This is a genomic window from Massilia sp. UBA6681, from assembly GCF_002454935.1.
GTDB lineage: Bacteria > Pseudomonadota > Gammaproteobacteria > Burkholderiales > Burkholderiaceae_D > Telluria > Telluria varians.
Map to the genome: position 1 here is coordinate 14,356 of NZ_DKJX01000098.1, position 26,195 is coordinate 40,550.

Below are 26,195 nucleotides of genomic sequence, written 5' to 3' on the forward strand. Positions count from 1 at the left end.
GATGTTCACACCACGCACCTTGGCGACGGCCTGCGCATGGCTCGCCGCTGCCATGACGCCTGCCGCGCCGGCGCATGCCGCGTCGGTAGCCGCCGGTCCCAGGGCGGAAGTCATCCACTGGTGGACCTCGGGCGGCGAATCGGCCGCGGTCAAGCAGGTCGCCCAGGCCTACCGCGATGCCGGCGGCGTGTGGATCGACACCGCGATCGCCGGCGGCGACCAGTCCCGTGCCGTGACCATCAACCGCATCGTCGGCGGCAACCCGCCTACCGCGGCCCAGTTCAACACCTCCAAGCAGTTCCTCGACGTGATCGAAGCGGGGATGCTGAACAACGTCGACGCCGTCGCGCGCGCCCAGAACTGGGACCAGATGCTGCCCACCCCGATCATCGACGTGATCAAGGTGCAGGGACACTACTACGCGGTGCCGCTGAACATCCACATGCAGACCTGGTTCTGGTATTCGCAGGCCGCGTTCAAAAAGGCCGGCATCGCGAAGGAGCCGGGCAGCATGAGCGAATTCTTCGACGCGCTCGACAAGCTCAAGGCCGCCGGCATCATCCCGCTCGCCCACGGCGGCCAGTCCTGGCAGGAGACCGTGCTGTTCTCGGCGATCCTGGCCAACATGGGCGGCAAGGAGCTGTACCTCAAGGCCATCCGCGACCGCGACCAGGCCACCCTGCTCTCGCCGCAGTTCCGCCAGGTGCTGCTGGCCTTCAAACGCCTGAAATCCTATGTCGATGCAGGATCGCCGGGGCGCAACTGGAACGACGCCACCGCCCTGGTCATCAGTGGCAAGGCGGGCTTCCAGGTGATGGGCGACTGGGCCAAGGGCGAGTTCACCAACGCAGGCCAGGTCGCGGGCCAGCACTACGGCTGCATGGCCGGTTTCACCCCGGCCACGCCCTACCTGATCCAGGGCGACGTGTTCGTCTTCCCGCGCACCGACAAGGGCCAGGCCGTCAAGGCGCAGCAGCTACTCGCCAACGTGGTGTCGCAACCCGGCCTGCAAGTGGGTTTCAGCAAGCTGAAAGGCTCGATCCCGGTGCATACCGATGCCGATGCGACAGGACTCGACCTGTGCGCGCAGAAGGGCATCGAGATCATGAAAGACCGCGCGCGCCAGGCCGGCGTCACCGAGGTCTACCTGACGCCGGACCAGAACGGCGCCATGCAGGACGTCCTGACCGCCTACTGGAACACCAATATGCCGGTCGAACGCGCCCAGAAGAGCATCGCCAACGCCCTCAAATACTGATCGCCATGCTCCTTCTCCGCGCCCATAGAATCAGTCCCCACATTGCCCTGCTGCCGATGGCGCTGACGGTGCTGGTCGCCTACGTCGGCGCGGCGCTGTGGACCCTGCGCACCTCTTTCACGGCCTCGCGCACCTTCCCGTCGGATAACTTCATCGGCGCCGCCCAGTATGTGCGCCTGTTCGACAACGAGCGCTGGCTGATCTCGCTGAACAACCTGGCCGTCTATGGCGCGCTGTTCATCGTCGCCTGCATGGTGCTCGGCTTCCTGCTGGCGGCCTTCATCGACCAGAACGTCAGCGGCGAAGGTTTCCTGCGCACGGTCTTCCTGTATCCGTATGCGATGTCCTTCGTCGCCACCGGCCTGGTGTGGCAGTGGATGCTGGCGCCCGGCGCCGGCATCGAGGGCGCGGTGCGCCAGCTGGGATTCCCCGGTTTCAGCTTCGACTGGATCATCGACCAGGAGATGGTCATCTACACCATCGTCATCGCCGCCGTCTGGCAGGCCTCGGGCCTGGTGATGGCGATGATGCTGGCCGGCCTGCGCGGCATCGATCCGGAGATCTACAAGGCGGCGCGCCTGGACGGCATTCCGGCCTGGCGCGTCTACCTGCAGATCGTGCTGCCGATGCTGGGGCCGACGGTTGCCACCGTGTTCCTGCTGCTGTGCACCGCCGTCGTGAAACTGTACGACGCGGTGGTGGCCATGACCGGCGGCGGCCCGGGCACTGCCAGCGAAGTGCCGGCCAAGTTCATCATGGACCATTTGTTCCTGCGTTCGAACATCGGCCTGGCCTCGGCCGGCGCCGTCACCCTGCTGATCCCGGTGCTGGCCCTGCTGGCGCCCTATGCCTACGCACGCAGCCGGAGGAAACGCGCATGAGCTCCACTACCCTGCAGCCGGCCGTTCCCGTGATGCCGCTCGAACCCGTGAAAACCGCCCCAGCCGCGCGCCGCAAGCGCCTGTCGCCGGCGCGCATCGGCGTCTACGCCTTCCTCTTCAGCGCCGCGCTGTACTTCCTGCTGCCGCTGTACGTCATGATCATCACCTCCTTCAAGTCGATGGACGAGATCAGGAACGGCAACGTGTTTGCCCTGCCCCTCCTGGCCACCGTGGAGCCGTGGAAGAACGCCTGGAGCCAGGTCAGCGGCGGCTTCTGGAATTCGGTGGCGATCACGGTGCCCAGCACCGTCATCCCGATCCTGCTGGGCGCCATCAACGGCTACGCGCTGTCGTTCTGGAAGCCGCGCGGCGCCAATGTCCTGTTCGGGGTGCTGCTGGCCGGCGCCTTCATTCCGGTGCAGGTGATGATCTATCCGCTGGTGTGGATGATGGCGCGCGCCGGCGTGTTCGGTTCGCTGCCGGCCATCGTGCTGGTGCACGTCATCTTCGGCATGCCGATCATGACCCTGCTGTTCCGGAATTACTACGCCTCGGTGCCGCACGAGCTGTTCCAGGCCGCGCGCATCGACGGCGGCGGCTTCTGGCGTATCTTCCTGCAGGTGATGCTGCCGATGTCGCTTCCCATCGTGGTGGTCGCCGCCATCATGCAGGTCACCGGCGTGTGGAACGACTACATCCTCGGCCTGGTGTTCGCGGGCCGCGACAATGCGCCGATGACGGTGCAGCTGAATAACGTGATCAACACCACCACCGGCACCCGCCTGTACAACGTCAACATGGCCGCGACCATGCTGACGGCCGCGCTGCCGCTGGCGATCTATTTCATCTCGGGACGCTGGTTCGTGCGCGGCATCGCCGCCGGCGCCGTCAAAGGATAAACGAGCATGTCGAACGTCCACCTCCGCAAGCTGTGCATCACCCGCGGCAGCAACCAGGTCATCCGCGACCTCGACCTGCAGGTCGAGCCGGGCGAGTTCCTGGTCCTGCTCGGGCCTTCCGGCTGCGGCAAGTCCACCCTGCTGCACAGCATCGCCGGCCTGATCGACCTGGTCGAGGGCTCGATCGAGATCGGCGGGCGCGACATGAGCCATGCCGATCCGAGTGAAAGAGGGATCGGCATGGTATTCCAGTCCTATGCGCTGTACCCGACCATGACGGTCGAGAAGAACATGTCCTTCGGCCTGCGCATCTCCGGCGCACCCAAGGCCGAGATCGGGCGCCGCGTGCAGAAGGCGGCCGCGATGCTGCAACTGGAGTCGCTGCTGGACCGCAAACCTGCCCAGCTCTCGGGTGGCCAGCGCCAGCGCGTGGCGATCGGCCGCGCCCTGGTGCGCGAAGCCGGGGTCTACCTGTTCGACGAGCCGCTCTCGAACCTGGACGCCAAGCTGCGCGCGGAACTGCGCCGCGAACTCAAGATGCTGCACCAGGCGCTCGGTTCGACCATGATCTACGTGACCCACGACCAGGCCGAGGCGATGACCCTGGCCACCCGCATCGTCGTGATGCAGGGCGGCCGCATCCAGCAGATCGGTACGCCGAGCGAAGTCTACGGGCGTCCGGCCAACCGTTTCGTGGCGGGCTTCCTCGGCTCGCCGTCGATGAACTTCGTCGACGGCCGGCTCGAGGGAGAGCTGGATGTGCAGCGCCGCTTCAGCGTCGGTGCATTGACGCTGAACCTGGCGCCGGACTGCGTCGCACCATCGGGCGCGGTGACGCTGGCGGTGCGGCCGGAAGACATCCACCTGATTCCAGATGGCCCGCTGCAGGCCACGGTCACGCTGGTCGAGCCGATGGGCAACCACCAGGTCGTCTGGCTGGACTGCGGCGGCCACCAGCTCTCGAGCATCGCGCACGACCCGCGGCCGCTGGCCACCGGGCAGGCGGTGCGCTTCGACATCGACGCGGCGCGGGTCTCGTTGTTCGACCCAAGCAGCGGCAAGCGCCTTTAAGACAGGTGCCAGCGCTCGACGAATGCAGTATGCTTCGGTGTTTATCGAATAACTAAACAAGCAGATAGGGATTCTCAGTGGCAACCATCAAGGACGTAGCGCGTCTCGCCGGCGTCGGCCTCGGCACCGCCTCGCGCGTGGTCAGCGGCAAGGGCTCGGTGTCGCCGGCCACGCTGGAACGCGTGCGCAAGGCGATCGACGAGCTGGGCTTTCGTCCCTCGCACGCGGCGCGCGCCCTGCTGTCCGGCACCAGCCGGATGGTCGGCGTTTACATCCCGGTCCTGAGCGGCACCTTCTACACCCCGATCCTGCAGATCATCGACACCGAATTGCGCGCCGCCGGCCTGCACATGGTGGTGGCCTTCGGCGTCGGCCTCGGCGACGCGCGGCGCCAGGCCATCGAGGGCATCGAGTTCCTGGTCGAGCGCGGCTGCGACGGCATCGTCATGATGACTAGCGCCCTCAGCGACGAGGACCTGGCCAACCTGGGCGGCAAGCAGAAGCAGATCGTCGCGCTGAACCACGAGTTCAAGCAGATTCCCGAGCAGTGCTTCACGGTCGACCACGTGCTGGGCGGGCGCCTGGCCGCGCGCACCCTGCTCGACTACAAGCACCGCGATATCGCCGTGATTGCCGGCCCGTCGGCGCTGGCCGACAACGTGGCCCGCATCGACGGCTTCATGCGCGAGCTGCAGGCCGAGGGCATCGACACCAAGAAGGTCTGGATGATGGAAAGCGACTTCTCGCCCCAGGGCGGCTGGTCGGCGACCAAGGCGCTGGTCGATTCCGGCACCAAATGCACCGCCCTGTTTTGCGCCAACGACGAGATGGCGGTAGGCGCGCTGGCCTACTTCCAGGAAGCCGGCATCAGCGTGCCGCGCGACCTGTCGGTGATCGGCTACGACGACACCCCGAGCGCCGCGTTCTCGGCCCCGCGCCTGACCTCGGTGCACATGCCCTGGCGCGAGATGACGCTCAATGGCCTGAACGCCCTGCTCAACCGCTGCTACGACCTGCACCGCCCGGTGACGCGCACCTTCCCGGTGAGCGTGACGCTGCGCGCCTCGCTGGCCAAAGGGCCGAGCGAAAGCGCGGCCGGACGCACGCGCAGCAGAAAGAAATAAGAGGGAGGGCCGCCCGTCGGCCTTTTTTTTAGATTGCAATTGGAAAGCTTTCCAAATATCCTAGCGTAACAAGCTCAACCAGACCAGACCATGACAAAAGCATCCCGTCCCGAGCCGAGCGCCCCATCGCGCGGCGATTTCGCCCCCGACTTCTTGTGGGGCTGCGCCACCTCGTCGTACCAGATCGAAGGCGCCGGCCAGGAAGACGGCCGGGTCGAATCGATCTGGGACCGTTTCGCCGCCACGCCGGGTAGAATCAAGGACGGCTCCAACGGCTCGGTCGCCTGCGACCACTACCACCGCTGGCCGGAAGATTTCGACATCGGCCGCGACATGGGACTGAACGCCTACCGCTTCTCGATCGCCTGGCCGCGCATCTTCTCCGAGGTGGGCGGCAAGCCCAACGAAAAGGGCCTGGATTTCTATTCGCGCCTGGTGGACGGCATGCTGGAACGCGGCCTGCAGCCTTGGGCCACGCTCTACCACTGGGACCTGCCGCAGTACCTGCAGGACCGCGGGGGCTGGAACAATCGCGCCACCGTCGACGCCTATCTCGCCTTCGTCGATGCGATGACGCGCCGCCTGGGCGACCGCGTCCAGCACTGGATCACCCACAACGAACCCTGGTGCACGGCCATCATCGGCAACTACGAAGGCTGGCATGCGCCGGGCAATACCGATTTCAAGACCGCGCTGCAGGTGGCGCACCACGTGCTGCTCTCGCACGGCAAGGCGGTGCCGCTGATCCGCGCCAACGTCCGCAATGCCAAGGCCGGCCTGGCCCTGAGCCTGCATCCGGTGCGCCCGGCTTCCAGCCAGCCTGAGGACATCGCCGCCACCGAACGCCACGACGGCCTGCGCTACCGCTGGTTCCTCGATCCGCTCTACGGCCACGGCTACCCGCAGGCGATCCTGGAAGCGATCGGCGATGCCGCCCCCGTCGTGCTGCCGGGCGACCTCGAGGCCATTGCGGTGCCGACCGACTTCCTCGGCGTGAACTACTACTTCCCCGAGACCATCCAGCACGCCCCGGGCCATGGCCCCCTGTCGGCGCGCGTGCTGCCGCCCGCCCCCGGCGTCGAGACCACCTACATGGGCTGGGAAGTGGCGCCGCAGGGCCTGGCCGAACTCCTGCTGCGCATCGAGAAGGACTACCATCCGGGCCCGATGTACATCACCGAGAACGGCTCCTGCTATGCCGACGAGGTGGGCGCCGACGGCGAGATCGACGACGTCGAGCGCCGCCACTACCTGATGCGCCACCTGGCCGCCTTGAACGCGGCCATCAGGGACGGGGTGCCGGTCAAGGGCTATTTCGCCTGGAGCCTGCTCGACAACTTCGAATGGGCGGAGGGCTACCTGAAGCGCTTCGGACTCACCCACATCGATTACGCAAGCCAGCAACGCCGCCTGAAGGGCAGCGGCAAGTGGTACCGTTCCTTCCTGCGCGGCGAACAAGACAAACCATAACAAGCGAGACGACCCCATGACACCCATGCTTCGCAACCCGGCACTGGCGCTGGCCATCGCGCTGGCCCTCCCTGCCACGGCAGCTCCCTTGACCGACTGGTCTGCCGTGCGCAGCGCCATCGGCAAGGACGCGGCGCTCGAACAGCGCGTCCGCGACATCGTCGGCAAGATGACCCTGGCGCAGAAGGTCGGCCAGATGACCCAGCCCGAGATCAAGAGCGCCACGCCGGAAGACGTCAAGCGCTATTACCTCGGTTCGGTGCTGAACGGCGGCGGCAGCTGGCCGAACGGGAACAAGCATGCCAAGGCGGCCGAATGGCTGGCGCTGGCGCAGCGCTACCACGAGGCCTCGATGGCCACCGACATGGCGGTCAAGGTGCCGGTCGTGTGGGGCACGGACGCCGTCCACGGCCACAACAACGTGTTCGGCGCCACCCTGTTCCCGCACAACATCGGCCTGGGCGCGGCGCGCAACCCGAAGCTGATGGAGGAAATCGGCGCGGCCACCGCGAAAGCCACGCGCGCCAGCGGCATCGCCTGGGTCTTCGGCCCCACCCTGGCCGTGGTGCGCGACGACCGCTGGGGACGCACCTACGAGAGCTATTCCGAGAATCCGGACATCGTGAAAAGCTATGCCGGCGCCTACGTGCGCGGCATGCAGGGCAACTTGAAGGATGACGCCAACACCATCGCTACCGCCAAGCATTTCATTGGCGACGGCGGCACCGAGTTCGGCAAGGACCGCGGCGTCAACAAGTCCAGCAAATCGCAGATGATCAACATCCACGGCGCCGGCTACTATCCGGCCCTGGAAGCGGGCGTGCAAACCGTCATGTCCTCGTTCAACTCCTGGAACGACGTGGCGGGCGGCACCAACTACGGCAAGATGCACGGCAGCCGCGCCATGCTCACCGACGTGCTGAAGACGAAGATGGGCTTCGACGGCTTCGTCATCACCGACTGGAACGGCCATGGCGAAGTGCCGGGCTGCCGCAACGACAGCTGCGCGGCCGCGATCAATGCCGGCAACGACATGATCATGGTGCCGGACGACTGGAAGGCGTTTATCGCCAACACCATCAGGCAGGTGGAAAGCGGCGAGATCCCGATGGCGCGCATCGACGATGCCGTGAGCCGCATCATCCGCGTCAAGCTGCGCGCCGGCCTGTTCGACAAGAGCCCGGCGCAGAACGCCTACGCCGGCAAGGACGATGTCATGCAGCCGCGCGAGCTGGCGCGCCGCGCGGTGCGCGAGTCGCTGGTGCTGCTCAAGAACGATCAGCCAGTCCTGCCGATCGCACGCGGCAAGAAGATCCTGGTGGTCGGCAAGACCGCGGACGACATGTCGAACCAGAGCGGCGGCTGGTCGATCACCTGGCAGGGCACGGCCAACACCAATGCTGACTTCCCGAATGGCGACACGGTATTGGCCGGCATCCGCGAGGCGGCCGGCAAGGACAATGTCACGTTCAGCGTCGACGGCAAGGGCGTTGACATAGCGAAGTTCGACGTGGTGGTGGCGGTGATTGGCGAGCGCCCGTATGCGGAAGGAGACGGCGACATCGGTCCGAACGGCACCCTGCGCCATTCCAGCCGCTATCCGGAAGACCTGGCGGTGCTGCAGGCGGTCGCCGGCAAGGGCAAGCCGGTGGTCACCGTGTTCGTCTCGGGCCGCCCGCTTTATGTGAACGACCTGCTCAACCTGTCGGACCTGTTCGTGGCCGCCTGGCTGCCGGGCACCGAGGGCAAGGGCGTGTCGGACCTGCTGGTATCCAGCGCCAAGCGTTACGACTTCAGCGGCAAGCTGCCCTTCTCGTGGCCGAAATCGGCCTGCCAGACCGACTTGAACGTGGGCGACAAGAATTACGCGCCGCTGTTCGCCTATGGCTACGGCCTCAAGGCCGCCACGCGCTCGAAAGTCGGCAAGCTGGACACCGCCTATCCGCAAGGCGGCTGTGGCGTCAGCAACAGCCTCCCGGTGTTCAGCCAGGCCGACCGCGCCAGCTTCCCGCTGACGATCCGCAGCGGCGGGCAAACCCTGGTGCTGGGCGCCGACCTGAACTCGACCTTCAGCCTGCCGGGCGTGAGCGTGCAAACTTCGCAGGTGAACACCCAGCAGGACGCCAAGCTGGTCACCTGGACCGGCCCGGCCACCGTCGAGGCGCGCGGTGCCCGCGCGATGGTGCTGCCGGCCGCGGCCGCTACCCGGGCGGCGCTGCGCTTCGACACCATCGTTTCAAACGCGCCAAGCGGCAAGGTCACGATGCGCATGGGCGCCGGCGGCCTCGACACCACCGCCCTGTTCAAGCGCCTGGCCGGCAAGGGCAAGCAGACCGTCGCTATTCCGCTGACCTGCTTCCAGGCCAAGGGCACCGACCTGGCCAAGGTGGACACACCGTTCAGCATCAGCAGCGACGCCGCTTTTGCCGCCGCCTTCACCAACATCGAGATCGCCGGCGGCGCAGCGAGCGAAGCCGATGCGGTGCGCTGCGAGGAACTGCGATGAGCGCAGAGCCAAGGCTGCTGGCGGACATTGGCGGCACTAACGCCCGCTTCGCCCTGCAGTCGGGAGAGGACTTCATCGATGTCGAGGTGCTGGCCTGTGCCGATTATCCGACCCTAGGCGAGGCCATGCAGGCCTACCTCGGCAAGGCGGCCGGCCGCGGACTCGCGGTCGACAGCGTGCGCCATGCGGCGCTGGCGATCGCCAACCCGGTCGAGGAAGACCGGGTCAGCATGACCAACCACCACTGGAGTTTCTCGATCGAGGAGCTGCGCCGCCAACAAGGCCTGGCCAGCTTGCTGGTGGTGAACGATTTCGCCGCGCTGGCGATGTCGCTGCCGCACCTGGCGGCAAGCGGGCGTGAGCGCATCGGCGGCGGCATCGAACTGGCGAACCGGCCCATCGGCTTGATCGGCCCGGGCACGGGCCTCGGTGTATCGGGCGTGATCCCGGCGGGGACGCGCTGGATCGCCCTCGCCGGCGAAGGTGGCCACGTGAGTTTTGCGCCCTCGACGAAGGAGGAAGTGGCGATCCTGGAAGCGCTGTGGGGGGAATACGGCCACGTGTCGGCAGAGCGCCTGCTGTCGGGCATGGGCCTGGAGCTGATCCACTGGGCCTTGAGCGGCAAGCGCGTCGACGCCCCAAGCATCACCGGCGCCGCGATCGACGGCACATCGAGCGACTGCGTCAAGACGGTCGAGATCTTCTGCGCGGTGCTCGGGAGCGTTGCGGGAAACGTCGCGCTGACCCTGGGCGCGACCGGCGGCATGTATATTGGTGGCGGCATCGTGCCAAGGCTTGGTAAACTGTTCACCGAATCAGCTTTCCGCGCACGTTTCGAGGACAAGGGGCGTCTCAGTCCTTACCTCGCACGCATCCCGACCTACCTGATTACCGAGCAGTACCCGGCGCTGCGCGGCGTATCCGCGATGCTGTCGGACCATATCGCGACCCTGCAATAAACGGAGACCCCATGCAGAACACAGTCAAGAACCCGGCGCCGGCGGCGGCGCAGGCGCTCGAATCCGAGCACAACCCGCACACCGGCGCGCTCGTCATCGTCACCATCCTGTTCTTCATGTGGGGCCTGCTCACGTCGCTCAACGACGTCCTGATCCCGCACCTGAAGTCGATCTACACCCTCACCTACCTGCAGGCGATGCTGGTGCAGTTCTGCTTCTTCGGCGCCTACTTCATCGTGTCGCTGCCGGCCGGGGCATTGATCCGCAAGATCGGCTACCAGAACGGCGCCGTCACCGGCCTGATGATCGCGGCCGCCGGCTGCGCCCTGTTCTACCCGGCCTCGAAAGGCGGCTACGGCCTGTTCCTGTTCGCCTTCTTCGTGCTGGCGAGCGGCATCACGATCCTGCAGGTGGCGGCGAACCCCTTCGTCACCGTGCTCGGGCCGGCGCGCACCGCGTCCAGCCGCCTCACGCTCACCCAGGCCTTCAACTCGCTCGGCACCACGGTGGCGCCGGCGCTGGGCGGCATCCTGATCCTGTCCACGGTCGCGCTGAGCGCCGAGCAGCTGGCGGCATTACCTAGCGCCGAGCAGGCCGCGCACAAGGCGGCCGAAGCGGCCGCCGTGCAGGGCCCGTATCTCGGCCTGGCCGCGGCGCTGGCGCTGCTGGCGGTGCTGTTCGCGGTGGCCAAGCTGCCGAAGATCAGCCATGCGGACGACGGCAAGCCGGCCACCGACGGCAAGGGCGGCGCCATGGCCTACCGCCACTTGGTGCTGGGCGCGGTCGCGATCTTCCTGTACGTGGGCGCGGAAGTCAGCATCGGCAGCTTCCTGATCAACTTCCTCGGCGAGGGCAACATCGCGGGCCTGAGCCATGCGGATGCGGCGCAGTACGTCAGCCTGTACTGGGGCGGCGCCCTGGTGGGCCGCTTCATCGGCTTCGCCGTGATGCGCTACGTCAGCCCGGGCAAGACCCTGGCCGTCAACGCCCTCGGTTCGATCCTGCTGGTGCTGGCGGCGACCTTCGGCGAAGGCCAGCTGGCCATGTGGGCGATCATCGCGGTCGGCCTGTTCAATTCGATCATGTTCCCGACCATCTTCAGCCTCGCGCTGCACGGCCTGGGCAAGTTCACCGGCCAGGGCTCGGGCATCCTGTGCATGGCCATCGTCGGCGGCGCCGTGGTGCCCTTCGTGCAGGGCATGTTTGCCGACACCATCGGCCTGCAGCCATCCTTCCTGGTGCCGGCCGTGTGCTACCTGTTCATCCTGTACTTCGGCCTGAAGTACGCGAACCTGCACAAGCAGCCGGTGGCGGCGGCCTGAAGCCGTCAGCCCTTCCAGGATGCCCGCCTGACAAGCGGGCATTTTTTTCGTCCTCGCGCAGCGCTTCCATCAGCGCGATGAAGCGGCGCGCCGCCAGGGCCGGCGGACGCTCGTTGTTCCAGATGACGTCGACGAAGAAGCGCAGCACATTGGTGAAGTTCGCGGTCGGGATCTCGACCAGTTCGCCATGCTCGAGATGCTCGCGCACCAGGCCCGAGGGCAGCCATGCCCAGCCCAGGCTGGCCTTCACCAGCGCCAGCGCCGCGGCCGGGTTATCGGTTCGCCATTGCATGCGCGCGACGGCGATGCGCTTGTCGACGTACTCGGTGTCGCGGCCGGCGACCAGCACCTGGCGCTCGGCGAGCAGGTCTTCGTCGCGGATGGCTTCCTTGCCCATGCGCTGGCACAGGGGATGGCCGGGCGCGACGACCGCGACCAGCCTTTCCTCGGCCACCTCCTCGAAGGCTTCGTTGGTTTCGCGTCCATAGCGCTCATAGACCAGGGCGAGGTCCGCGCGCCCGCTCTGCAGCATGGCGAGCGCATCGGCCTGCGGCGCGGTCAGCACTTCCACCTTCAGCAGCGGGTATTCCAACGCCAGCCGGCGCAGCGCTTCGCTCCACGGCGCCGCCGCCAGCAGCTCGGGCACCAGGGCGATCGTCAGCGAGGTTTCCAGTCCCCGGGTCAGCGACAGCGCATGGCTGTTCATGCGCTGCAGCTGCTCGACCAGCAGGCGGGCCTGCGGCAGCAGCACCGCGGCATGCGCCGTGGGCCGCGGCTCGCGGCCGCTGCGGTCGAACAGCTGCAGGTCGAGTTCCGCCTCCAGGTTGGCGATCGCCATGCTCACGGCGGACGGCACGCGCCGCAGCGCCCGCGCCGCGGCCGAGAAGGAACCGTGGTCCACCGCCGCCAGGAAGACTTTCAGGTTGTCGAGGTCAAAGGCCATCTTTCAATTTTACTGACAGCTTCTGACTTTTTCTATCTCGAATACAGAAATAAGATGCCGTCATCGTTTTTGCATGGAAAGGAAACATCATGGTCTGGGGAGCCCTCCTCGTTGCCGGCCTGTTCGAAATCGCCTTGGCGGTCGGCCTCAAATACACCGAAGGATTTTCGCGCCTGTGGCCCTCGGTCGGCACGCTGGCGGCGATGGCCGTCAGCTTCGGCCTGCTGTCCTATGCACTGAAGACGCTGCCGGTGGGGACAGCCTATGCGATCTGGACCGGCATCGGCGCGATCGGCACCGCGATCGTCGGCATCGTGCTGCTGGGCGAGTCGGCCTCGCCGTCACGGCTGCTGTGCATCGCGATGATCGGCGCCGGCATCGTCGGCCTGAAGATGGTTTCACACTGAACGAGCGATCATGGATATTTCTGAATACTTGCCGGTCCTGCTTTTCATCCTCGTCGGCATCGCCGTGGGCGTCGTGCCGCAATTGCTGGGCCGCGCGCTCGGGCCGCACCGGCCGGACGCGCAAAAGCTGTCCGCCTACGAGTGCGGCTTCGAAGCCTTCGGCGATGCACGGATGAAGTTCGACGTGCGCTACTACCTGGTCGCGATCCTGTTCATCCTGTTCGACCTGGAAGTGGTGTTCCTGTTCCCCTGGGCCGCGGCCCTGATGGAGCTCGACAGCGCCGGATTCTGGGCCGTGATGGTGTTCCTGGGCCTGCTGGCGGTGGGCTTCGCCTACGAATGGAAGAAAGGAGCGATGGAATGGGACTGAGGAGCTGCACGACATGAACGCCATGCTTGTCTCGAATGGCCTGATCGGGCTATGCCTTGCCTGGATTGCATGGCGCGAGTTCAGGTCGCGCAACCGGCGCGATGCCGGCATCCTCGGGAGCGCGGCCTGCATCGCCCTGGCGGTCAGCGCGGGCACCTGGTTGCACGTGCTGGAGCACGGCTGGTAGCCCTTGCTGGCCTACTTCGGCGTCGAGCAATAGCGCTCCACATAGGACTGGTGCGAAGGCAGGCCGGCCACCGTACGGTCGATCTGCCCCTTGATCGAACCGAGGAAGTGCGACAGCTCCTCGTCGCCCATCAGGTCGGCCGACTGGTGGTGCCGGTAAGGCATGATGCCCTGCCCCAGCATCACCTGGATCCACGAGTTCTCGGCGAACAGCTCGTTCGAAATGCGGAAGACGCGCCCGGTTTCGCGGAACAGGTCGATGCGGTGCTGGAGCGACTTCGGCACCTCCATGTTGCGCGCGTCCGTCCAGTAAGGCGCATCGATCCGGTTGTTGACCTTGTAGTGCAGGATGATGAAGTCGCGGATCTGGCTTACCTCTTCCCAGGCCTGCCGGTTGAATTCGTCGACGTCGCTCTGGACGATGCCGCTGGTCGGGAACATCTGCATCAGGCGGATGATGCTGCGCTGGATCAGGTGGATGCTGGTCGACTCGATCGGCTCCAGGAAGCCGCTCGACAGGCCGACCGCGACCACGTTGTTCTTCCAGATCTGGCGCCGCTGGCCCGGCTTGAACCGGATCACGCGCGGCTTCATCAAGGCTTCGCCTTCGATGTTCCCCAGCAGCGCTTCGATGGCCGCGCCCTCTTCCACGTAGCGGCTCGAGAACACGATGCCGTTGCCGACGCGGTGCTGCAGCGGGATGCGCCATTGCCAGCCGAAGGGGTGGGCGATCGAACGCGTGAGCGGAATCGCGTCGCGCACCGAACTCGTTTGCAGCGCGGCCGCGCTGTCGTTGAACAGCCACTCCGACCAGTCTTCGTACTCGACGCCCATCGCCTGCCCGATCAGCAGCGCGCGGAAACCCGTGCAGTCGATGAACAGATCGCCCTCGATGTCCGCACCCGAATCGAGCGTGATCGAGCGCACCTGCCCGCTCAAGGCACTGGTGGTCACGTCGACGATCTTGCCCTCGATGCGCTGCACCCCGAATCGCTCGCTGAACTTGCGCAGGTAGCGCGCATAGGCGCTCGCATCGAGGTGATAGGCGTAGTTCATGCCGCTACGCGGCAGGTGGGCGAACTTGTTCTCCTGGGAAGCGCGCAGCTCCAGGCAGTAGTCGCCATAGTCGCCGGCCAGGCCGCGCTCGCGGCCCTTGTGCCAGAAATGCTGGAAGCCGGCGGTCCAGTGGTCGGTGCCGGCCAGGCCGAACGAGTGGATGTAATCCTCGTTCACGTTGCGCCAGTTTTCGAAGCTGATGCCGAGCTTGAAGGTGGCCTTGGTCTCGGCCATGAACTCCTGCTCGTTGATCTCGAGGAGGTTGTGGAAGTTCAGCAGGGTCGGGATGGTCGCCTCGCCCACGCCCACGGTGCCGATCTCGTCGGACTCGACCAGCTTGATGTCGAGTCGCTTGCCCAGCACCTTCGAGATGCAGGCGGCCGCCATCCAGCCGGCGGTGCCGCCGCCGGCGATGACGACGCGGCGTATGGGCTTTCCGATACCATTCAATCCTTGTTCCATGTCTCCCTCCTCAGCGATTCATTCTTTTCAGTAGTTGGGCGCGGATGTTGCGCACGCTCTCGGCATCCATCGGGGCCAGGGCGCGGCGCGCGTTCGGCGGGATGTGGGCCGCGGTCTGGTCGTCCGCTTCGAACACGTAGTGGCGAAACAGTCCGGCCCAGGCCTCGCGCTGCGCCAAAGGCAGGTCGCGCACGCTCATCAAGGCGTGCATCATCGCGTTCATCGGCGTGTCCATGTAGTCGGGGGACTGGCGCCACCAGTAGTTCACCAGCACGTTGAAGTCTTCCAGCGCCTGGATATGGTGCCACCACATGCTGGGGATGAACAGCGCGTCGCCCGGCCCCATCTCGACCGCCAGCGCATGCGCCATCGCCGTGGCGAAGCGCGGGAAGCGCCCCAGGTCGGGCTTGACGAAGTCGACCAGGCTGATGGCCTGGCCGGCCGGCGTCAGGTCGAGCGGGCCGATGTACAGGTTCTCGACCTGGCTCGGCGGGAACAGGGTGAAGCGGCGCCGTCCGGCCACCACGCAGGCCAGGTTGTCCGGCAGGTCGTAATGGGCGGCGATGCGGGTGCGGTTGCCGATCCAGATCGAACCGAGTGCGTCGCGTCCGCCCAGGTCGATGCGGTTCTCGTCGTGGAAACCGGGCAGGCAGGTGTCGATCGTGGTCGAGCCGACGTAGATCGCCGGCTGATTGTCGACACCGCGGTAGCGCTCCAGCTCGGCCAGCACCTTGTCCAGGCGCACGCGCACCGGGGCGAAGTTGAAGCCGTCCATCGCCTCGTTGTAGAAGAAGCGGCCTTCGATCTCGGGCGGGCCGAGCATGGCGTTGACGGTGGCGTCGCGGTAGAAGCGGCGCAGGTAGGCGTCGGCGGCTGCCGGCGACTGACGCGCCGCCTGAACCATCGGCCACCCTGCCACCAGGCCGCGCAGCACGATCGGCTCGGAGGATTCGAGAATGCTCGGGCCGAGGTCGCGCGGCGTCAGGCCGCTGATTTCCCGGATGGGTTCAGGCGCGGGCAGCACGGCGTGCATTCTTGCGGTCGATCAGGGCGCGGAAGTTCGACAGCGACGCGACCTGGAAGTAGATGGCGGACAGCCAGCCGGCCTTGTGCAGGCTGTCGAGTGCAGCAGCGTCCAGCGCGGCCAGGCGCTCTTCGTTGATGGTGTAGAAGCCGGCCAGGCGGTTCTCCGATCCGTCGTCGAGCGTGATGTCGAGCGAGAAGCCTTCGAGCAGCTCATGCTTCTCCAGCGCTTCGATGAAGGCGGCGTTGGATCCCATGCCTTCGTGGATGGTCAGCAGCATCGAGTTGACGTGCTCGAGGTAGGGGCTCATGCCCCCGTGCGGCAGGAAGATCGGCTCGCCCTCCGTGGTGCTGACGCGCGGGCTGTCGACGTCGATATGGATCATCAGCTCGTCACCCTCGCGGCCGATCAGGAAAGGCAGGCGCTCCACCAGCAGCGGCAGGGTGGGCGCGTCCCAGCGGTCTTCTTCCAGGAACAGGTTCTCGTCGGTCTCGAAACCGAACAGGGCGATCGGCTCGTAGGCATGGGCCTCGCTCTGCTTGCGGAAGATGATCGGGTAGTGGGCCTGCAGGAGGCGGAATTCGCCGGCGAAGGTCTGCACATAGGCGTGGCTGTCGTCCAGCTTGCTGCCGTGACGGGTGATGATGCGCAGGTCTTTGTGGTCGATGTTATTCAGCAGTACTGGCTTGGCCATGTGGTGTCTCTTTCTCGTTGTCGTTGTCTTGTCAGGTCGGCAGGCCGTGGCGCACGATGTGCGCGATGAGCGCACGGTTGTCCGGCAGCGCCGGCAGCATCCGGCGCGTCAGCTCGGCCGCCTGGCGCAGGAAGCCGTCCGCCATGGCGCCGCTCCCCTCGCCGATGCGCTCGCGCCGCGCCTGGCCGGGTTCCGGAAGGAAACCCATGCCGTACAAAATATACTGGTAGCTCGCCGCCGGGAAGACTTCCTGGATGCGATTGAAGTCGTAGCGCGAAGGCGGATGGTGGCGCCACAGCGCCAGCAGGTCGGCCAGGCGCTGCGGGATGGTCTCGCTGCTCCGGTTGTCGCGCCAGTAGCCATGCGGATCGAGCGCGCCCTCGCGGCGGCTCAGCACATAGTGCAGCTTCAGGAAGTCGATCACCCGCTCCCAGCGGTAAGTGAAGGTCTCGTTGAAGCGCCGGGCGCTGATCTCCATCTGCTCACGCGTGGCCGGCATCTCGTCGAGCAGCATCGAGGCCGACAGCTCCACCATGGCCAGTGCCGACGCCTCCAGCGGCTCGATGAAGCCGGCGGACAACCCGATGGCCACGCAGTTGCGGTGCCAGAAGCGCTCGCGGTAACCGGGTTCGAATCTCAGCTTGCGCGGCGCGGGGATGTCGTCCGGGCCGCCGGTGGCGCGGATGTAGGCGCGCAGCGCGCGTTCGGCCTGCTCGTCGCTCGTGTGCGCGCTCGAATACACGTGGCCGATGCCGCGCCGGGTCGGCAGGCCGATGTCCCAGATCCAGCCGGCTTCCTGCGCGGTGGAGGTGGTCTGCGAGGCGATCGGATCGTCTTCCGCCAGGTACGGCACCTGGACGGCCAGTGCGCTGTCGTTGAACAGGACGCCGCGCTGCGGGATGAAAGGCACGCCGTAGTGCTTCCCGAGCAGCAGCGACTGCATGCCGGTGCAGTCCACGAACAGGTCGCCCGCCAGCTCGCCGTGCGCCTTGGTGTGCAGGGCGGCGATGTCGCCGCTCATTTCGCCGAATTCGTGGGAGCGGATGCCGGTGACATGGTCGGGCACATAGTGCACGCCGAGCTTTTCCAGGCAGTGCTTCTTGAGGAACAGGCCGAACTTGCCGGCATCGAGGTGGTAGCCGTAGTTGGCCACCGCCGCGAATTCCGGCGTGGCGGCCTGCTTGGGCGCGCGCCCGTGCACGCACAGGTGCGGCTGGTAGCTCACCAGGTCGGCGAAGGGAATATCGGTATGGCGTTCCAGCCAGCGGCCGGCCATGTCGGCCTCGCCCCAGCCCTGCGGCAGCACGAAGGGGTGGAAGTAGTAATCGTGGTCGCCGCCATTGACCCAGCGGTTGAAGCGCGAGCCCTGCTTGAAGGCGGCGTCGCACTCGCGGAAAAAGGCGGATTCGGACAGGCCGGCCGCGCGCAGGGTGTCGCGCATGGTCGGCCAGGTGCCTTCGCCGACGCCGATGGTCGGCACGTCGGGCGATTCGATCAGCGTCACGCGCAGGCCACCCTGCTCGAGCGCCTGGAAGCCCGATGCCAGGACGGCGGCGGTCAGCCAGCCGGCCGATCCTCCCCCTACGATGACGACATGCCTGATGATGGTGCTCGCCATATTTGTTTTCAATAAAAACTAATGCTGGGCAAGTCTAACCTGAAAATGAACACAGCGGACCATGGCGAGGGCCACGGTCCGCTGATGTGCACTTCCTGTCTGCTTAGAACTTGTAGCGGGCCGACAGCATGTAGCGCGGACCGGACTGCTCCACATACAGGGCCTGGCGCTCGTTGCGGCCATGCAGACGCCGGATCTCGTCGGTCAGGTTGATACCTTCGAACTGGACACTGATGTTCTTGTTGACGTTGTACCCGATGCTCAGGTCAAGCTGGCCGTAGGCTTCGACATACTGCGGATTCGCGCCGGCGCCGTCGAAGGTCGCTGCCAGGAACTTGTCGCGCCAGTTGTAGGCCGCGCGCACGTTCCACTTGTCGTTCTCGAAGATACCCACCAGGTTGGCCGAGTCACTCATGCCCACCAGCGCGAACTGCTCGCCGATGCTGGCGTTGTCGTACCCCAGGCCCGAGTCGACCTTGGTGTAGTTGGCCTGGAGGCCGAAGCCCGAGGTGCCGAACATGTGCTGCACGTTGAACTCGAGGCCGCGCAGGCGCGCCGCCTTCTGGTTCGAGTAGCTCGTGATCAGGAAGTTGGCGATCGGGTCGTTCGGCTGGCCGGCGATCGAACCGGTGGCGTTGCCGTTGACGTCATCCGGTCCACGCGTCACGCCAGGACGTCCTGCGAAGTTGCGGAAGATATAGTTGCGGATGCACATCGTGTCCGAGCTCGCGCAACCGGCGCCGATCGCCGCGTTCCAGTAGGCGCCGCCCACCGGGGTACGCAGGCCGAAGGGCTGGGCCGTGACCTGCGACACGCCGGCGTAATTTTCCAGGCTCTTGCGGAAGTGGCCGACCGAGACGAAGCTCGACTTGTCGTAGTACCACTCCCAGGCCAGGTCGATGTTCTTCGACTTGACCGGCAGCAGGCCCGGGTTGCCCTGGCTTCCACGGCCGCCTTCGATACGGCCCAGGGTCTCGAGCACCTGGCCGCCGGTAAGCTGGTCATAGCGCGCGCGGCCGATGGTCTCGCCGTAGCTGAAGCGGCCCTTCATGTCGGAACGCAGGTCGATGTCGGCGTCGAAGCTCGGCAACCAGTGATGGTACTTGCCGGTCAGGGTAGTGAAGGCCGGCGTGCCGAGGCCCACCGCGAACTCGTTCTGCGACACCCAGGTGTAGGACGAGGCGATCGGCACCAGCGCGGTCGAGGTGACCTCGGTCGTCTCGTAGCGCGCGCCCACCGAGGTGTGCACCGGCATCGCGAAATCCCAGTCGGTGTTGAACTGCAGGTACAGGCTCTTCGACTTCTCGCGGGTGCGCTGGTCGGTGGTATAGCCCGACTTCGGCATGTACAGCTCCGGCTTGCCGGTCACCTGCGCGGCCAGCTGGCGCAAGGCGGCGAAGTCGAAGGTGTAGAAGGTGTTGAACAGGTTCGGGTTGTCGTGGCCGTCGATGTTGTCGAAGTACTGGCGCAGGCTCTCCTGGTGGAAGTAGCTGGCCGGGTAATCCGACGCCTTGGTCGCACCGCCCCAGGTGTCGTCACGCTGCTGCACCGAGAAGGCCGAGCGGTTCTTGGCGTCGGTGGTGGCGAGGCCGAACTTGAGCTCGGACGCTTCCAGCATCTTCCAGCTGCCATGGGTCTGGACCTGGCTGATCTCGCTCTTGACGTAGGCGTTCTCGAACACCGAGCCGGTCACCTGCTGCGGTGCGCGCTGGAAGTCGGCTCCCTGGATGCTCAGGACCGGCAGGTCCTTCGAGAAGTCGACGCTGGTGGTGCCGCGGCTGAAGCTGGCGGTGCCGAGGGTGTTGCTGGAGCCGAAGGGGCTGTCCGGCTTCGATTCGGCGGTGGAACGGTGGGCGTCGAGCTCGAGGCGGATGTCGCTGTTGACCTTCCATGCAGCGTTGAAGCCGAGCGAATTGTTCTCGGTCCTGGTGGCGAAGTCGGCGCCGCCCATGGCGATGTCGCTGTTGGCCGGGTTGATGATCTCGGTGTACACCAGCGGCGCGGCGACCGGACCATCGGTCCAGGTGCTCGACGATGGACCGAAGTTGAACCAGGCCGAGAGGTCCTGGCGGCGGGTCTGGATCTTGTTTTGCGAGTAGGTGTAGTCGAGGGTCGTGGTCAGGGCCTTGCTCGGCGCGTACTGCAGCGTCAGCTGGCCGTTGGTACGCTGGCGCTGGATGCCGTTCATGGCGTAGTTCATGTTCTGCGGCACCTGGTACAGGTCCGTCGGCTTCGGACGGTTGGTGATGTTTTCCGAGCCCGGCGTGCCAGGTTGCGGAATGGTGCCCCAGTTGTTCTCGTCGCCGCGGAACGGGCCTTTCCAGCCGTTGCCGACGGAAGCCACGTTGTAGCCCAGGTTGCGCTCCTGGTAGCTGCCCGACAGGGCGATACCGAAGCGGCCGTCGGCCGAGGTATTGCTATACAGGCCCGACACTTCGGGCGTGACCTTGCCGCCACGCTTGACGTCGCCCGGCAGGTTCTCTGCCGAGGTGTCGTGCACGCCCTTGATGCCGATCGTGGCCTGCAGGCCGGGACGCGACAGCGGACGTGCGGTAATGACGTTGATGGTGGCGCCGATGCCGCCGGTCGGGGTCTCGGCGCGCGCCGATTTGTACACCTGCAGCTGGGAGATGCCTTCGGACGCGATGTTGGCGAAATCGTAGGCGCGGCCCGGACGATCGCCCAGGATCGAGGTCGGCATCTGGCGGCCGTTGAGCAGCACCAGGTTGAAGTCGGGACCGACGCCGCGCACGGTGACCTTCGAACCTTCGCCGATGCTGCGGTCGATCGACACGCCGCTGATGCGTTGCAGCGATTCGGCCAGGTTGGTATCCGGGAACTTGCCGATGTCTTCGGCGACGATGCCGTCGACGAAGCCCTGCGCGTTGCGCTTCAGGGCCATCGAGGATTCGAGGCTGGCGCGCAGGCCGGTCACGACGACGGTCTGGACGCCGGCCGGCGAGGATGGGGTGCTGGCCTCTTGCGGGGTAAGGGCTGCCGGGTCGGTGGTCGCGGCGGCGCCGGAGGTCGAGGCGACTTCCTGGGCATGCGCCGGGATGAATGCCGCGCATGCGCTGGCTACTGCCAGGCTCATCAATGTCTGCTTAGCCTTGGGGTAATACATGGTGCTCTCCTGTTTTTTTTTAAATGACCGTCACCCAATCCAACGGTGTCTCCACTACCTGTGCCGGCTGAATCCAGGCTGCACGCCGCCGGCGGTCCTTGCTGTCGTCCCTGCTGCCGTCCCTATCGCTGGGCACCTCCTCGCCGCGGTGCCTTCAGGCGCCGGTCCTGGCCGCATGGCGCGTCCTGCCACCAGACGGCACAGCGAGGACATGCGGCCGGTGCCGATGTCCTCGCTGCCAGGTAGCGGGTAAAGCGGTGCGCGCTGCGCTCGTTCATCTGTAATCGCTCAGGCTCGCATCTTGCGATGCTTCGTTGATCAAGCAATTCTTCAACCATCCGTCAGGCACATGGAAACGTTTCCATGTAAAGTTGTTTGAATATTAGGGTTAGCAAAAAAAATTGTCAACGGAATATTCCGCGTAGGTACGTGTCGAAATGCGGCTGATTTGCAACATTGCTTACACGTGAGAGTGAAGACTGGCGTTCGTTCGTGCCTGTCTCCCGCGCCGCCGCGCAATTGACACTGAAAAATCCTCAGTGCTATAGTCGGGTTGACATTCTGGTAACGTTTCCAAATAAGGGCGGAAAAGGATGAACATGGAGCGAGCTGAAAACGCGGACGACGTTGCCGGTAGCGCGCCGCGTGCGGACCTGCTGGAGAGAGGAACGTGGCGCCGCCGCGTGCTCGCCTGTGTGCTGGCCGCAGGGCTGCATGGCGCCATGCCTGCCGCCGCGGTAGCCGACACCCGCAGCGGCTTCGCCTGGCCGCAGGGGGCGCGGGCCGCCGTCAGCCTCGCCTATGACGACGCCCTCGATTCCCAGCTCGACCATGCCCTGCCCGCCCTCGACAAGCTCGGCCTGAAGGGCAGCTTCTACCTGACCCTGTCGAATCCGGCGGTGGCGCGGCGCATGGAGGGATGGCGCGCCGCCGCACGGGCCGGGCACGAACTCGGCAACCACAGCCTGTTCCACCAGTGTGCGCGCAGCAAGCCCGGGCGCGACTGGGTCGAGCCGCACCGCGACCTCGATGCCATGAGCGTGGCGCAGATGGGCGACCAGGTCCTGCTGGCCAATACCATGCTGGCGGCGATCGACGGACGCCAGGAACGCACCTTCACGCTGCCCTGCGGCGACACCCAGGCCGGCGGACGCGACTACCTGCCCGCGGTGCGCGCCGCCTTCGTCGCGATCAAGGTCACCGGCGGCAGCGGCGTCATCGATGCGATGCACACGCTCGATCCACTCGCGGTGCCGGTGGCGACACCTAGCGGCAGCAGCGGCGCGGAGCTGATCGCCATCGTCAAGCAGGCGATTCAGCGCGGCACCATGGTCAACTTCACCTTCCATGGCATCGGCGGCGACTACCTCAGCGTTTCCGCGCAGGCCCACGTGGAACTGCTGCGCTTCCTGGCGGACAAGCGCCAGCTGGTCTGGACCGATACCTTCATCAACATCATGCAGCACGTCAGGCAGCAGCAGGCCCGTCCCCCGGCGGCGCCCTGAGGCCACAAGGAGACCCATGAAACCGATCCGCCTTTTCGCCGCCACCCTGTCCACCCTGCTTGCACTGGCCGCCACCGGCTGCGCCTCCACGCCCGCAGACGCACCGGCCGGCTGGACGCTGGCATGGAGCGACGAATTCGACGGCAACCAGCTCGACCGCACGAAATGGGTGGCGGAGACCGGTGGCCATGGCTGGGGCAACCAGGAACTGCAGCATTACACCGGCCGGGCGGAGAACGTCCGGGTGGAGGATGGCATGCTTGTCATCGAGGCGCGCCGGGAAGCCTATGGCGGCAAGGATTACACCTCGGCGCGCCTCAAGACCGCCGGCCTGATGGAACAGATGCATGGCCGCTTCGAGGCGCGCATCAAGGTGCCGAAGGGCCAGGGCATCTGGCCGGCCTTCTGGATGCTGGGCGCGGACATCGGGAAGGTCGGCTGGCCGCGCAGCGGCGAGATCGACATCATGGAGATCATCGGCAAGGAGCCGTCGAACGTGCACGGCACGCTGCACGGTCCCGGCTATTCGGGCGACAAGGCCTTTACTACCCATTCGACCCTGGCGAGCGGCATCTTTGCCGACGACTTCCACGTGTTCGCAGTGGAGTGGGAGCGCGGCGAGATCCGCTGGTATCGCGACGGCATCCACTACCATACGGCGCGGCCGAACCTGGTCAAGGGAGACTGGGTATTCGAGCATCCCTTCTTCGTGCTCTTGAACCTGGCCGTCGGTGGCGCGTGGCCCGGCAATCCGGACAGCAGCACGGTCCTGCCGCAGCGGATGCTGGTGGATTATGTGCGCGTCTACCGGCGCGCCACGCCGGGACAGTAAGCCCCTGGCCGCAGGCTGCGCCGCTGCCGGCGCGCCATGCGGCCTGTTCGCGCCATGCCGGTTTTTTACGCTCCAGACCGTGGTTTGCGCAGTTCATCGCAATCGGCTCGGATGCGGCACGACAGCGGCCTATAGTGCCTCCATCGACAACCTACCGGAGAACAAGCATGAAAAAACTGTTGAGTGCCGCCGCCGTCGCCGCCACGCTCGCACTGGTCGCCAGCCCCGTCATCGCCGACGACGTCGTGCGCGAGAACCGCAGCGTCGATGCCAGGGTCACCAAGGTGAAACTGGATGGCATCGTCGACCTGGTCCTGCGCCAGGGCAATACGCCGTCCCTGGTCGTCTCGGGTGACCGCCGCTTCGTGCAACGCATCACCACCGCCCAGCGCGGCGACACGCTGGAAATCGGTACCGAATCCTTCAATACCCGCCGCGGCGACATGAGCGAAAAGCTGCGCGCCGAACTGACCGTGCCCAACCTCGCCGAGTTCACCTCGCAGGGCGTGGGCGCATCGACCGTCACCGGCTTCTCGGGCAATGCGATCCAGCTTGCCCTCGACGGCGCCGGATCGGTCACCATGAACAGCAATTACCGCACCATCGACGCGCGCCTGGGCGGCGTCGGCGGACTCGCCCTGAACGGCGTGCGCGCCGAACGCGTCGACCTCAGCCTGCGCGGCGCCGGCCGCATCAGCGTCAATGGCGAGAGCAAGCTGCTGCGCGCCAAGCTGGCAGGTGTCGGCAGCCTGGAAGCCCAAGGCCTGCGCGCCGAATCGGTCGACCTCGACATGAGCGGCCTCGGCGGCGCAACGGTGCACGCGACCCGCGCGGCCGAGATCGACCTGAGCGGCATGGGTTCGGCCACTGTCTATGGCAACCCGGCGACGCGCAATGCCAACACCAACGGCATGGGCAAGGTCAGCTGGAAGTAAGCTGCCCGGGAACGGCCCTACTGGCGGAGCCGATCCCTGACGACCATGCTGTTCCGCACTTCCTTCACCCCGGGCACCTCCCGGGCGAGCTGTGCCGCCCGCGCGACGCTCTCGGACGAATCGACGAAACCGCTGAGCTGCACCGTTCCCTTGTAGGTTTCGACCTGGACCTCGGTTGCCTTGACCTGCGGATCGGTGGCCAAAGCGGTCTTGACCCGGGTGGTGATGGCGGCATCGTCGATGTATTCACCGGTGCCGCGGTGCGTGCCGGACGGCGCGCAGGCACTGAGGATAGCCAGTACCACGCCGAGCAGGATCAGATGGATGCGGTAGGAAAGGTTCATGGAGGGCTCCCAAGAGAAGGCAGACCAGCCCATTCTCTCGGGTACCAGCGGTCGACGTTTGATGCCGGCCAAACGTGCAGACGGACCTTTTTTTAGTCAGCTTTGTTCAATGCCAGTACCGGCGCTGCCGCATCGCCAGCCGGGGCCGCAGGACGCAAGGCGAAACCCCGGTGGGCGACGTCGCGCCCGAGCACCACGCGCAGGTTGGCGGGGGCGCAGCTGGGCACCTCCTGCAGCTGCGCGCTGCCGAAGCGGCTGGCCAGGCGTTCGGCCGCCTCGCGGTAGGCCGCTTCATATTCGATGCGGGTCTGGCGCACGCCGAAACCCTTCTGGTTCGACAGGCGCGTCACTTTCAGCCCGCCCGTGCCGACCTGGCGTGCCAGCGAGCGTGCCATGCCCGAGACGCCATTTCCATTGCGCATCTCTACCAGCGCGAGGAGTGGCGCGTCCCGCCCCGGCGTGGCCGGCGCCGGCGCCGGTTCCGGCAGCCTTGCCGGAGCGGACGGGCCTGCCGGCGGCGGAGCGCGGCGCAGCTCCAGCATGCCATCCGCGCCGACGAGCAGCTGCACCTGGCTCCAGCCCGCCTCCTCGCGCGCCGGCGCCTTGAGCGCGCGGTCGATCGCCGCCACCTGGCTCTGGCTGCCGGCAGCGGCATAGTCCGCGCGCAGGTCGTGGGCGCGCAAGGCATCCGCCTGGCTCAGCATCTGCTGCGCGCGCTCTTCCTGCCCGAGCTTGCGCAAGGTTTCGCCCAGCAGTTGCCAGGAACGGTGGTTGAGCGGGTCGAGCAGGCAGGCTTTCTCGAGCGCGACCAGCGCATCGTCATATTCCGCGTTGAGGAAATGGGCCTGCCCGAGGTTGCTGAACAGGTAGGCCTTGCCGGGACCGGACGACATCGTCAGCGATTCGGTCAATGCGCGCCACAAGGCGATCGCGGTGGCGAACTCGCGCTGCTCCGCATACAGCGTGGCCAGCCCGTTACGGGCGTTCACGTGTGCGGGCGCCATCTGCAGCGCGGCCTGGTAGGCGGCGCGCGCTTCCTCGTAGCGGCGCGCCAGGTGGTGGTTGCGGCCGGCAAGATAGGCGTCGTCGGCGGCCGGCGCGGCGCCGTCGAAGGCGGGACGGGCGCCGAAGGGCGCGCAGGCCGCCAGGGTAGCGCCGGCGCACAGCAGCGCCAGACGTGCGAACAAGGTAAGGCTTGGCATGGG

Annotated in this window: 23 protein-coding genes; 15 read left to right on the plus strand and 8 right to left on the minus strand. The window is 66.3% G+C overall.

The annotated features are described in order from the left end of the window. Position 1: 1 nt before the first annotated feature. The 9 genes from B2R83_RS17960 (at position 2) to B2R83_RS18000 (ending at position 11,490) form a co-directional block, all read left to right on the plus strand. The gene (locus B2R83_RS17960; protein ID WP_292044015.1) at positions 2-1,258 is read left to right on the plus strand and encodes an ABC transporter substrate-binding protein; all 1,257 of its coding nucleotides are present in this window, start codon (positions 2-4) and stop codon (positions 1,256-1,258) included. Between the two features lie 5 nt (positions 1,259-1,263). Further along, positions 1,264-2,139, plus strand: a complete 876-nt coding sequence (locus B2R83_RS17965; RefSeq protein ID WP_292044016.1) for a carbohydrate ABC transporter permease — start codon at positions 1,264-1,266, stop codon at positions 2,137-2,139. Positions 2,140-2,171: 32 nt separating this feature from the next. Continuing rightward, the gene (locus B2R83_RS17970; protein ID WP_292044206.1) at positions 2,172-3,038 is read left to right on the plus strand and encodes a carbohydrate ABC transporter permease; all 867 of its coding nucleotides are present in this window, start codon (positions 2,172-2,174) and stop codon (positions 3,036-3,038) included. A 6-nt stretch (positions 3,039-3,044) separates the two neighbouring features. Further along, entirely contained in the window at positions 3,045-4,109 is a 1,065-nt protein-coding gene (locus tag B2R83_RS17975; RefSeq protein ID WP_292044017.1) for an ABC transporter ATP-binding protein, read from the plus strand. 77 nt (positions 4,110-4,186) lie between these two features. Then, a complete protein-coding gene (locus B2R83_RS17980) occupies positions 4,187-5,233 on the plus strand; it encodes a LacI family DNA-binding transcriptional regulator (protein WP_292044018.1) in 1,047 nt (348 codons plus the stop codon). A gap of 90 nt (positions 5,234-5,323) precedes the next feature. Continuing rightward, positions 5,324-6,703, plus strand: coding sequence for a GH1 family beta-glucosidase (locus B2R83_RS17985; protein ID WP_292044019.1), 1,380 nt, complete (start codon positions 5,324-5,326; stop codon positions 6,701-6,703). Between the two features lie 16 nt (positions 6,704-6,719). Continuing rightward, positions 6,720-9,209, plus strand: a complete 2,490-nt coding sequence (locus B2R83_RS17990; protein WP_292044020.1) for a glycoside hydrolase family 3 protein — start codon at positions 6,720-6,722, stop codon at positions 9,207-9,209. Then, positions 9,206-10,168, plus strand: coding sequence for a glucokinase (locus tag B2R83_RS17995; protein ID WP_292044021.1), 963 nt, complete (start codon positions 9,206-9,208; stop codon positions 10,166-10,168). The genes B2R83_RS17990 and B2R83_RS17995 overlap by 4 nt, the downstream gene beginning before the upstream one ends. A gap of 11 nt (positions 10,169-10,179) precedes the next feature. After that, entirely contained in the window at positions 10,180-11,490 is a 1,311-nt protein-coding gene (locus tag B2R83_RS18000) for a sugar MFS transporter (RefSeq protein WP_292044022.1), read from the plus strand. Here B2R83_RS18000 and B2R83_RS18005 read toward each other — a convergent pair. Then, positions 11,429-12,433 (minus strand): LysR family transcriptional regulator, encoded by a 1,005-nt coding sequence (locus B2R83_RS18005; protein WP_292044023.1) that lies wholly within the window; start codon positions 12,431-12,433, stop codon positions 11,429-11,431. The genes B2R83_RS18000 and B2R83_RS18005 overlap by 62 nt on opposite strands. A gap of 89 nt (positions 12,434-12,522) precedes the next feature. Between B2R83_RS18005 and sugE the strand changes: the two genes are divergently transcribed. Genes sugE through B2R83_RS18020 form a run of 3 tightly spaced genes read left to right on the plus strand, consistent with a single transcriptional unit; the run spans position 12,523 to position 13,397 of the window. After that, positions 12,523-12,840: a quaternary ammonium compound efflux SMR transporter SugE gene (sugE, locus tag B2R83_RS18010; protein ID WP_292044024.1), complete on the plus strand. Its 318-nt coding sequence runs from the start codon at positions 12,523-12,525 to the stop codon at positions 12,838-12,840. A 10-nt stretch (positions 12,841-12,850) separates the two neighbouring features. Further along, the gene (locus tag B2R83_RS18015; RefSeq protein WP_027864502.1) at positions 12,851-13,210 is read left to right on the plus strand and encodes an NADH-quinone oxidoreductase subunit A; all 360 of its coding nucleotides are present in this window, start codon (positions 12,851-12,853) and stop codon (positions 13,208-13,210) included. 13 nt (positions 13,211-13,223) lie between these two features. Continuing rightward, entirely contained in the window at positions 13,224-13,397 is a 174-nt protein-coding gene (locus B2R83_RS18020; protein ID WP_161783924.1) for a hypothetical protein, read from the plus strand. An 11-nt stretch (positions 13,398-13,408) separates the two neighbouring features. Here B2R83_RS18020 and B2R83_RS18025 read toward each other — a convergent pair whose 3' ends face one another. From B2R83_RS18025 to B2R83_RS18045, 5 genes are all read right to left on the minus strand, one after another. Continuing rightward, the gene (locus B2R83_RS18025; protein ID WP_292044025.1) at positions 13,409-14,914 is read right to left on the minus strand and encodes a tryptophan halogenase family protein; all 1,506 of its coding nucleotides are present in this window, start codon (positions 14,912-14,914) and stop codon (positions 13,409-13,411) included. A gap of 10 nt (positions 14,915-14,924) precedes the next feature. After that, positions 14,925-15,947, minus strand: coding sequence for a cupin-like domain-containing protein (locus B2R83_RS18030; protein ID WP_292044026.1), 1,023 nt, complete (start codon positions 15,945-15,947; stop codon positions 14,925-14,927). Continuing rightward, positions 15,922-16,632 carry a SapC family protein gene (locus tag B2R83_RS18035; RefSeq protein ID WP_292044027.1) on the minus strand — a complete coding sequence of 237 codons (711 nt, stop codon included), beginning with the start codon at positions 16,630-16,632 and terminating at the stop codon, positions 15,922-15,924. Before B2R83_RS18035 ends, B2R83_RS18030 begins: the two co-directional genes overlap by 26 nt. Positions 16,633-16,663: 31 nt before the next feature. After that, positions 16,664-18,250, minus strand: coding sequence for a tryptophan halogenase family protein (locus tag B2R83_RS18040; RefSeq protein ID WP_292044028.1), 1,587 nt, complete (start codon positions 18,248-18,250; stop codon positions 16,664-16,666). 103 nt (positions 18,251-18,353) lie between these two features. Next, positions 18,354-21,344 carry a TonB-dependent receptor gene (locus B2R83_RS18045; RefSeq protein WP_292044029.1) on the minus strand — a complete coding sequence of 997 codons (2,991 nt, stop codon included), beginning with the start codon at positions 21,342-21,344 and terminating at the stop codon, positions 18,354-18,356. 629 nt (positions 21,345-21,973) lie between these two features. Here B2R83_RS18045 and B2R83_RS18050 point away from each other — a divergent pair. From B2R83_RS18050 to B2R83_RS18060, 3 genes are all read left to right on the plus strand, one after another. Beyond that, positions 21,974-22,879: a polysaccharide deacetylase family protein gene (locus B2R83_RS18050; RefSeq protein ID WP_292044030.1), complete on the plus strand. Its 906-nt coding sequence runs from the start codon at positions 21,974-21,976 to the stop codon at positions 22,877-22,879. A gap of 16 nt (positions 22,880-22,895) precedes the next feature. Then, positions 22,896-23,711 (plus strand): glycoside hydrolase family 16 protein, encoded by an 816-nt coding sequence (locus tag B2R83_RS18055; RefSeq protein ID WP_292044031.1) that lies wholly within the window; start codon positions 22,896-22,898, stop codon positions 23,709-23,711. 167 nt (positions 23,712-23,878) lie between these two features. Next, positions 23,879-24,646: a GIN domain-containing protein gene (locus B2R83_RS18060; RefSeq protein ID WP_292044032.1), complete on the plus strand. Its 768-nt coding sequence runs from the start codon at positions 23,879-23,881 to the stop codon at positions 24,644-24,646. Between the two features lie 17 nt (positions 24,647-24,663). On the opposite strand, the gene B2R83_RS18065 is transcribed toward B2R83_RS18060, so the two are convergent. Both B2R83_RS18065 and B2R83_RS18070 read right to left on the minus strand, forming a co-directional pair. After that, positions 24,664-24,990, minus strand: coding sequence for a BON domain-containing protein (locus B2R83_RS18065; protein ID WP_209589505.1), 327 nt, complete (start codon positions 24,988-24,990; stop codon positions 24,664-24,666). Between the two features lie 92 nt (positions 24,991-25,082). After that, a complete protein-coding gene (locus B2R83_RS18070; RefSeq protein WP_285378046.1) occupies positions 25,083-26,192 on the minus strand; it encodes a LytR C-terminal domain-containing protein in 1,110 nt (369 codons plus the stop codon). Positions 26,193-26,195: the final 3 nt, after the last annotated feature.

What these genes read in the sequence shown, in the direction of transcription:
- B2R83_RS17965 (WP_292044016.1), top strand. Translation starts at nt 1,264, where the DNA reads ATGCTCCTTCTCCGCGCCCATAGAATCAGTCCCCACATTGCCCTGCTG.
- B2R83_RS17995 (WP_292044021.1), top strand. Translation starts at nt 9,206, where the DNA reads ATGAGCGCAGAGCCAAGGCTGCTGGCGGACATTGGCGGCACTAACGCC.
- B2R83_RS18005 (WP_292044023.1), bottom strand. Translation starts at nt 12,433, where the DNA reads ATGGCCTTTGACCTCGACAACCTGAAAGTCTTCCTGGCGGCGGTGGAC.
- B2R83_RS18065 (WP_209589505.1), bottom strand. Translation starts at nt 24,990, where the DNA reads ATGAACCTTTCCTACCGCATCCATCTGATCCTGCTCGGCGTGGTACTG.
- B2R83_RS18045 (WP_292044029.1), bottom strand. Translation starts at nt 21,344, where the DNA reads ATGAGCCTGGCAGTAGCCAGCGCATGCGCGGCATTCATCCCGGCGCAT.
- B2R83_RS18070 (WP_285378046.1), bottom strand. Translation starts at nt 26,192, where the DNA reads ATGCCAAGCCTTACCTTGTTCGCACGTCTGGCGCTGCTGTGCGCCGGC.
- B2R83_RS18030 (WP_292044026.1), bottom strand. Translation starts at nt 15,947, where the DNA reads ATGCACGCCGTGCTGCCCGCGCCTGAACCCATCCGGGAAATCAGCGGC.
- B2R83_RS18000 (WP_292044022.1), top strand. Translation starts at nt 10,180, where the DNA reads ATGCAGAACACAGTCAAGAACCCGGCGCCGGCGGCGGCGCAGGCGCTC.
- B2R83_RS18040 (WP_292044028.1), bottom strand. Translation starts at nt 18,250, where the DNA reads ATGGCGAGCACCATCATCAGGCATGTCGTCATCGTAGGGGGAGGATCG.
- B2R83_RS17985 (WP_292044019.1), top strand. Translation starts at nt 5,324, where the DNA reads ATGACAAAAGCATCCCGTCCCGAGCCGAGCGCCCCATCGCGCGGCGAT.
- B2R83_RS18050 (WP_292044030.1), top strand. Translation starts at nt 21,974, where the DNA reads ATGGAGCGAGCTGAAAACGCGGACGACGTTGCCGGTAGCGCGCCGCGT.
- B2R83_RS17960 (WP_292044015.1), top strand. Translation starts at nt 2, where the DNA reads ATGTTCACACCACGCACCTTGGCGACGGCCTGCGCATGGCTCGCCGCT.
- B2R83_RS18035 (WP_292044027.1), bottom strand. Translation starts at nt 16,632, where the DNA reads ATGGCCAAGCCAGTACTGCTGAATAACATCGACCACAAAGACCTGCGC.
- B2R83_RS17970 (WP_292044206.1), top strand. Translation starts at nt 2,172, where the DNA reads ATGCCGCTCGAACCCGTGAAAACCGCCCCAGCCGCGCGCCGCAAGCGC.
- sugE (WP_292044024.1), top strand. Translation starts at nt 12,523, where the DNA reads ATGGTCTGGGGAGCCCTCCTCGTTGCCGGCCTGTTCGAAATCGCCTTG.
- B2R83_RS18025 (WP_292044025.1), bottom strand. Translation starts at nt 14,914, where the DNA reads ATGGAACAAGGATTGAATGGTATCGGAAAGCCCATACGCCGCGTCGTC.
- B2R83_RS17990 (WP_292044020.1), top strand. Translation starts at nt 6,720, where the DNA reads ATGACACCCATGCTTCGCAACCCGGCACTGGCGCTGGCCATCGCGCTG.
- B2R83_RS18055 (WP_292044031.1), top strand. Translation starts at nt 22,896, where the DNA reads ATGAAACCGATCCGCCTTTTCGCCGCCACCCTGTCCACCCTGCTTGCA.
- B2R83_RS18060 (WP_292044032.1), top strand. Translation starts at nt 23,879, where the DNA reads ATGAAAAAACTGTTGAGTGCCGCCGCCGTCGCCGCCACGCTCGCACTG.
- B2R83_RS18015 (WP_027864502.1), top strand. Translation starts at nt 12,851, where the DNA reads ATGGATATTTCTGAATACTTGCCGGTCCTGCTTTTCATCCTCGTCGGC.
- B2R83_RS18020 (WP_161783924.1), top strand. Translation starts at nt 13,224, where the DNA reads ATGAACGCCATGCTTGTCTCGAATGGCCTGATCGGGCTATGCCTTGCC.
- B2R83_RS17975 (WP_292044017.1), top strand. Translation starts at nt 3,045, where the DNA reads ATGTCGAACGTCCACCTCCGCAAGCTGTGCATCACCCGCGGCAGCAAC.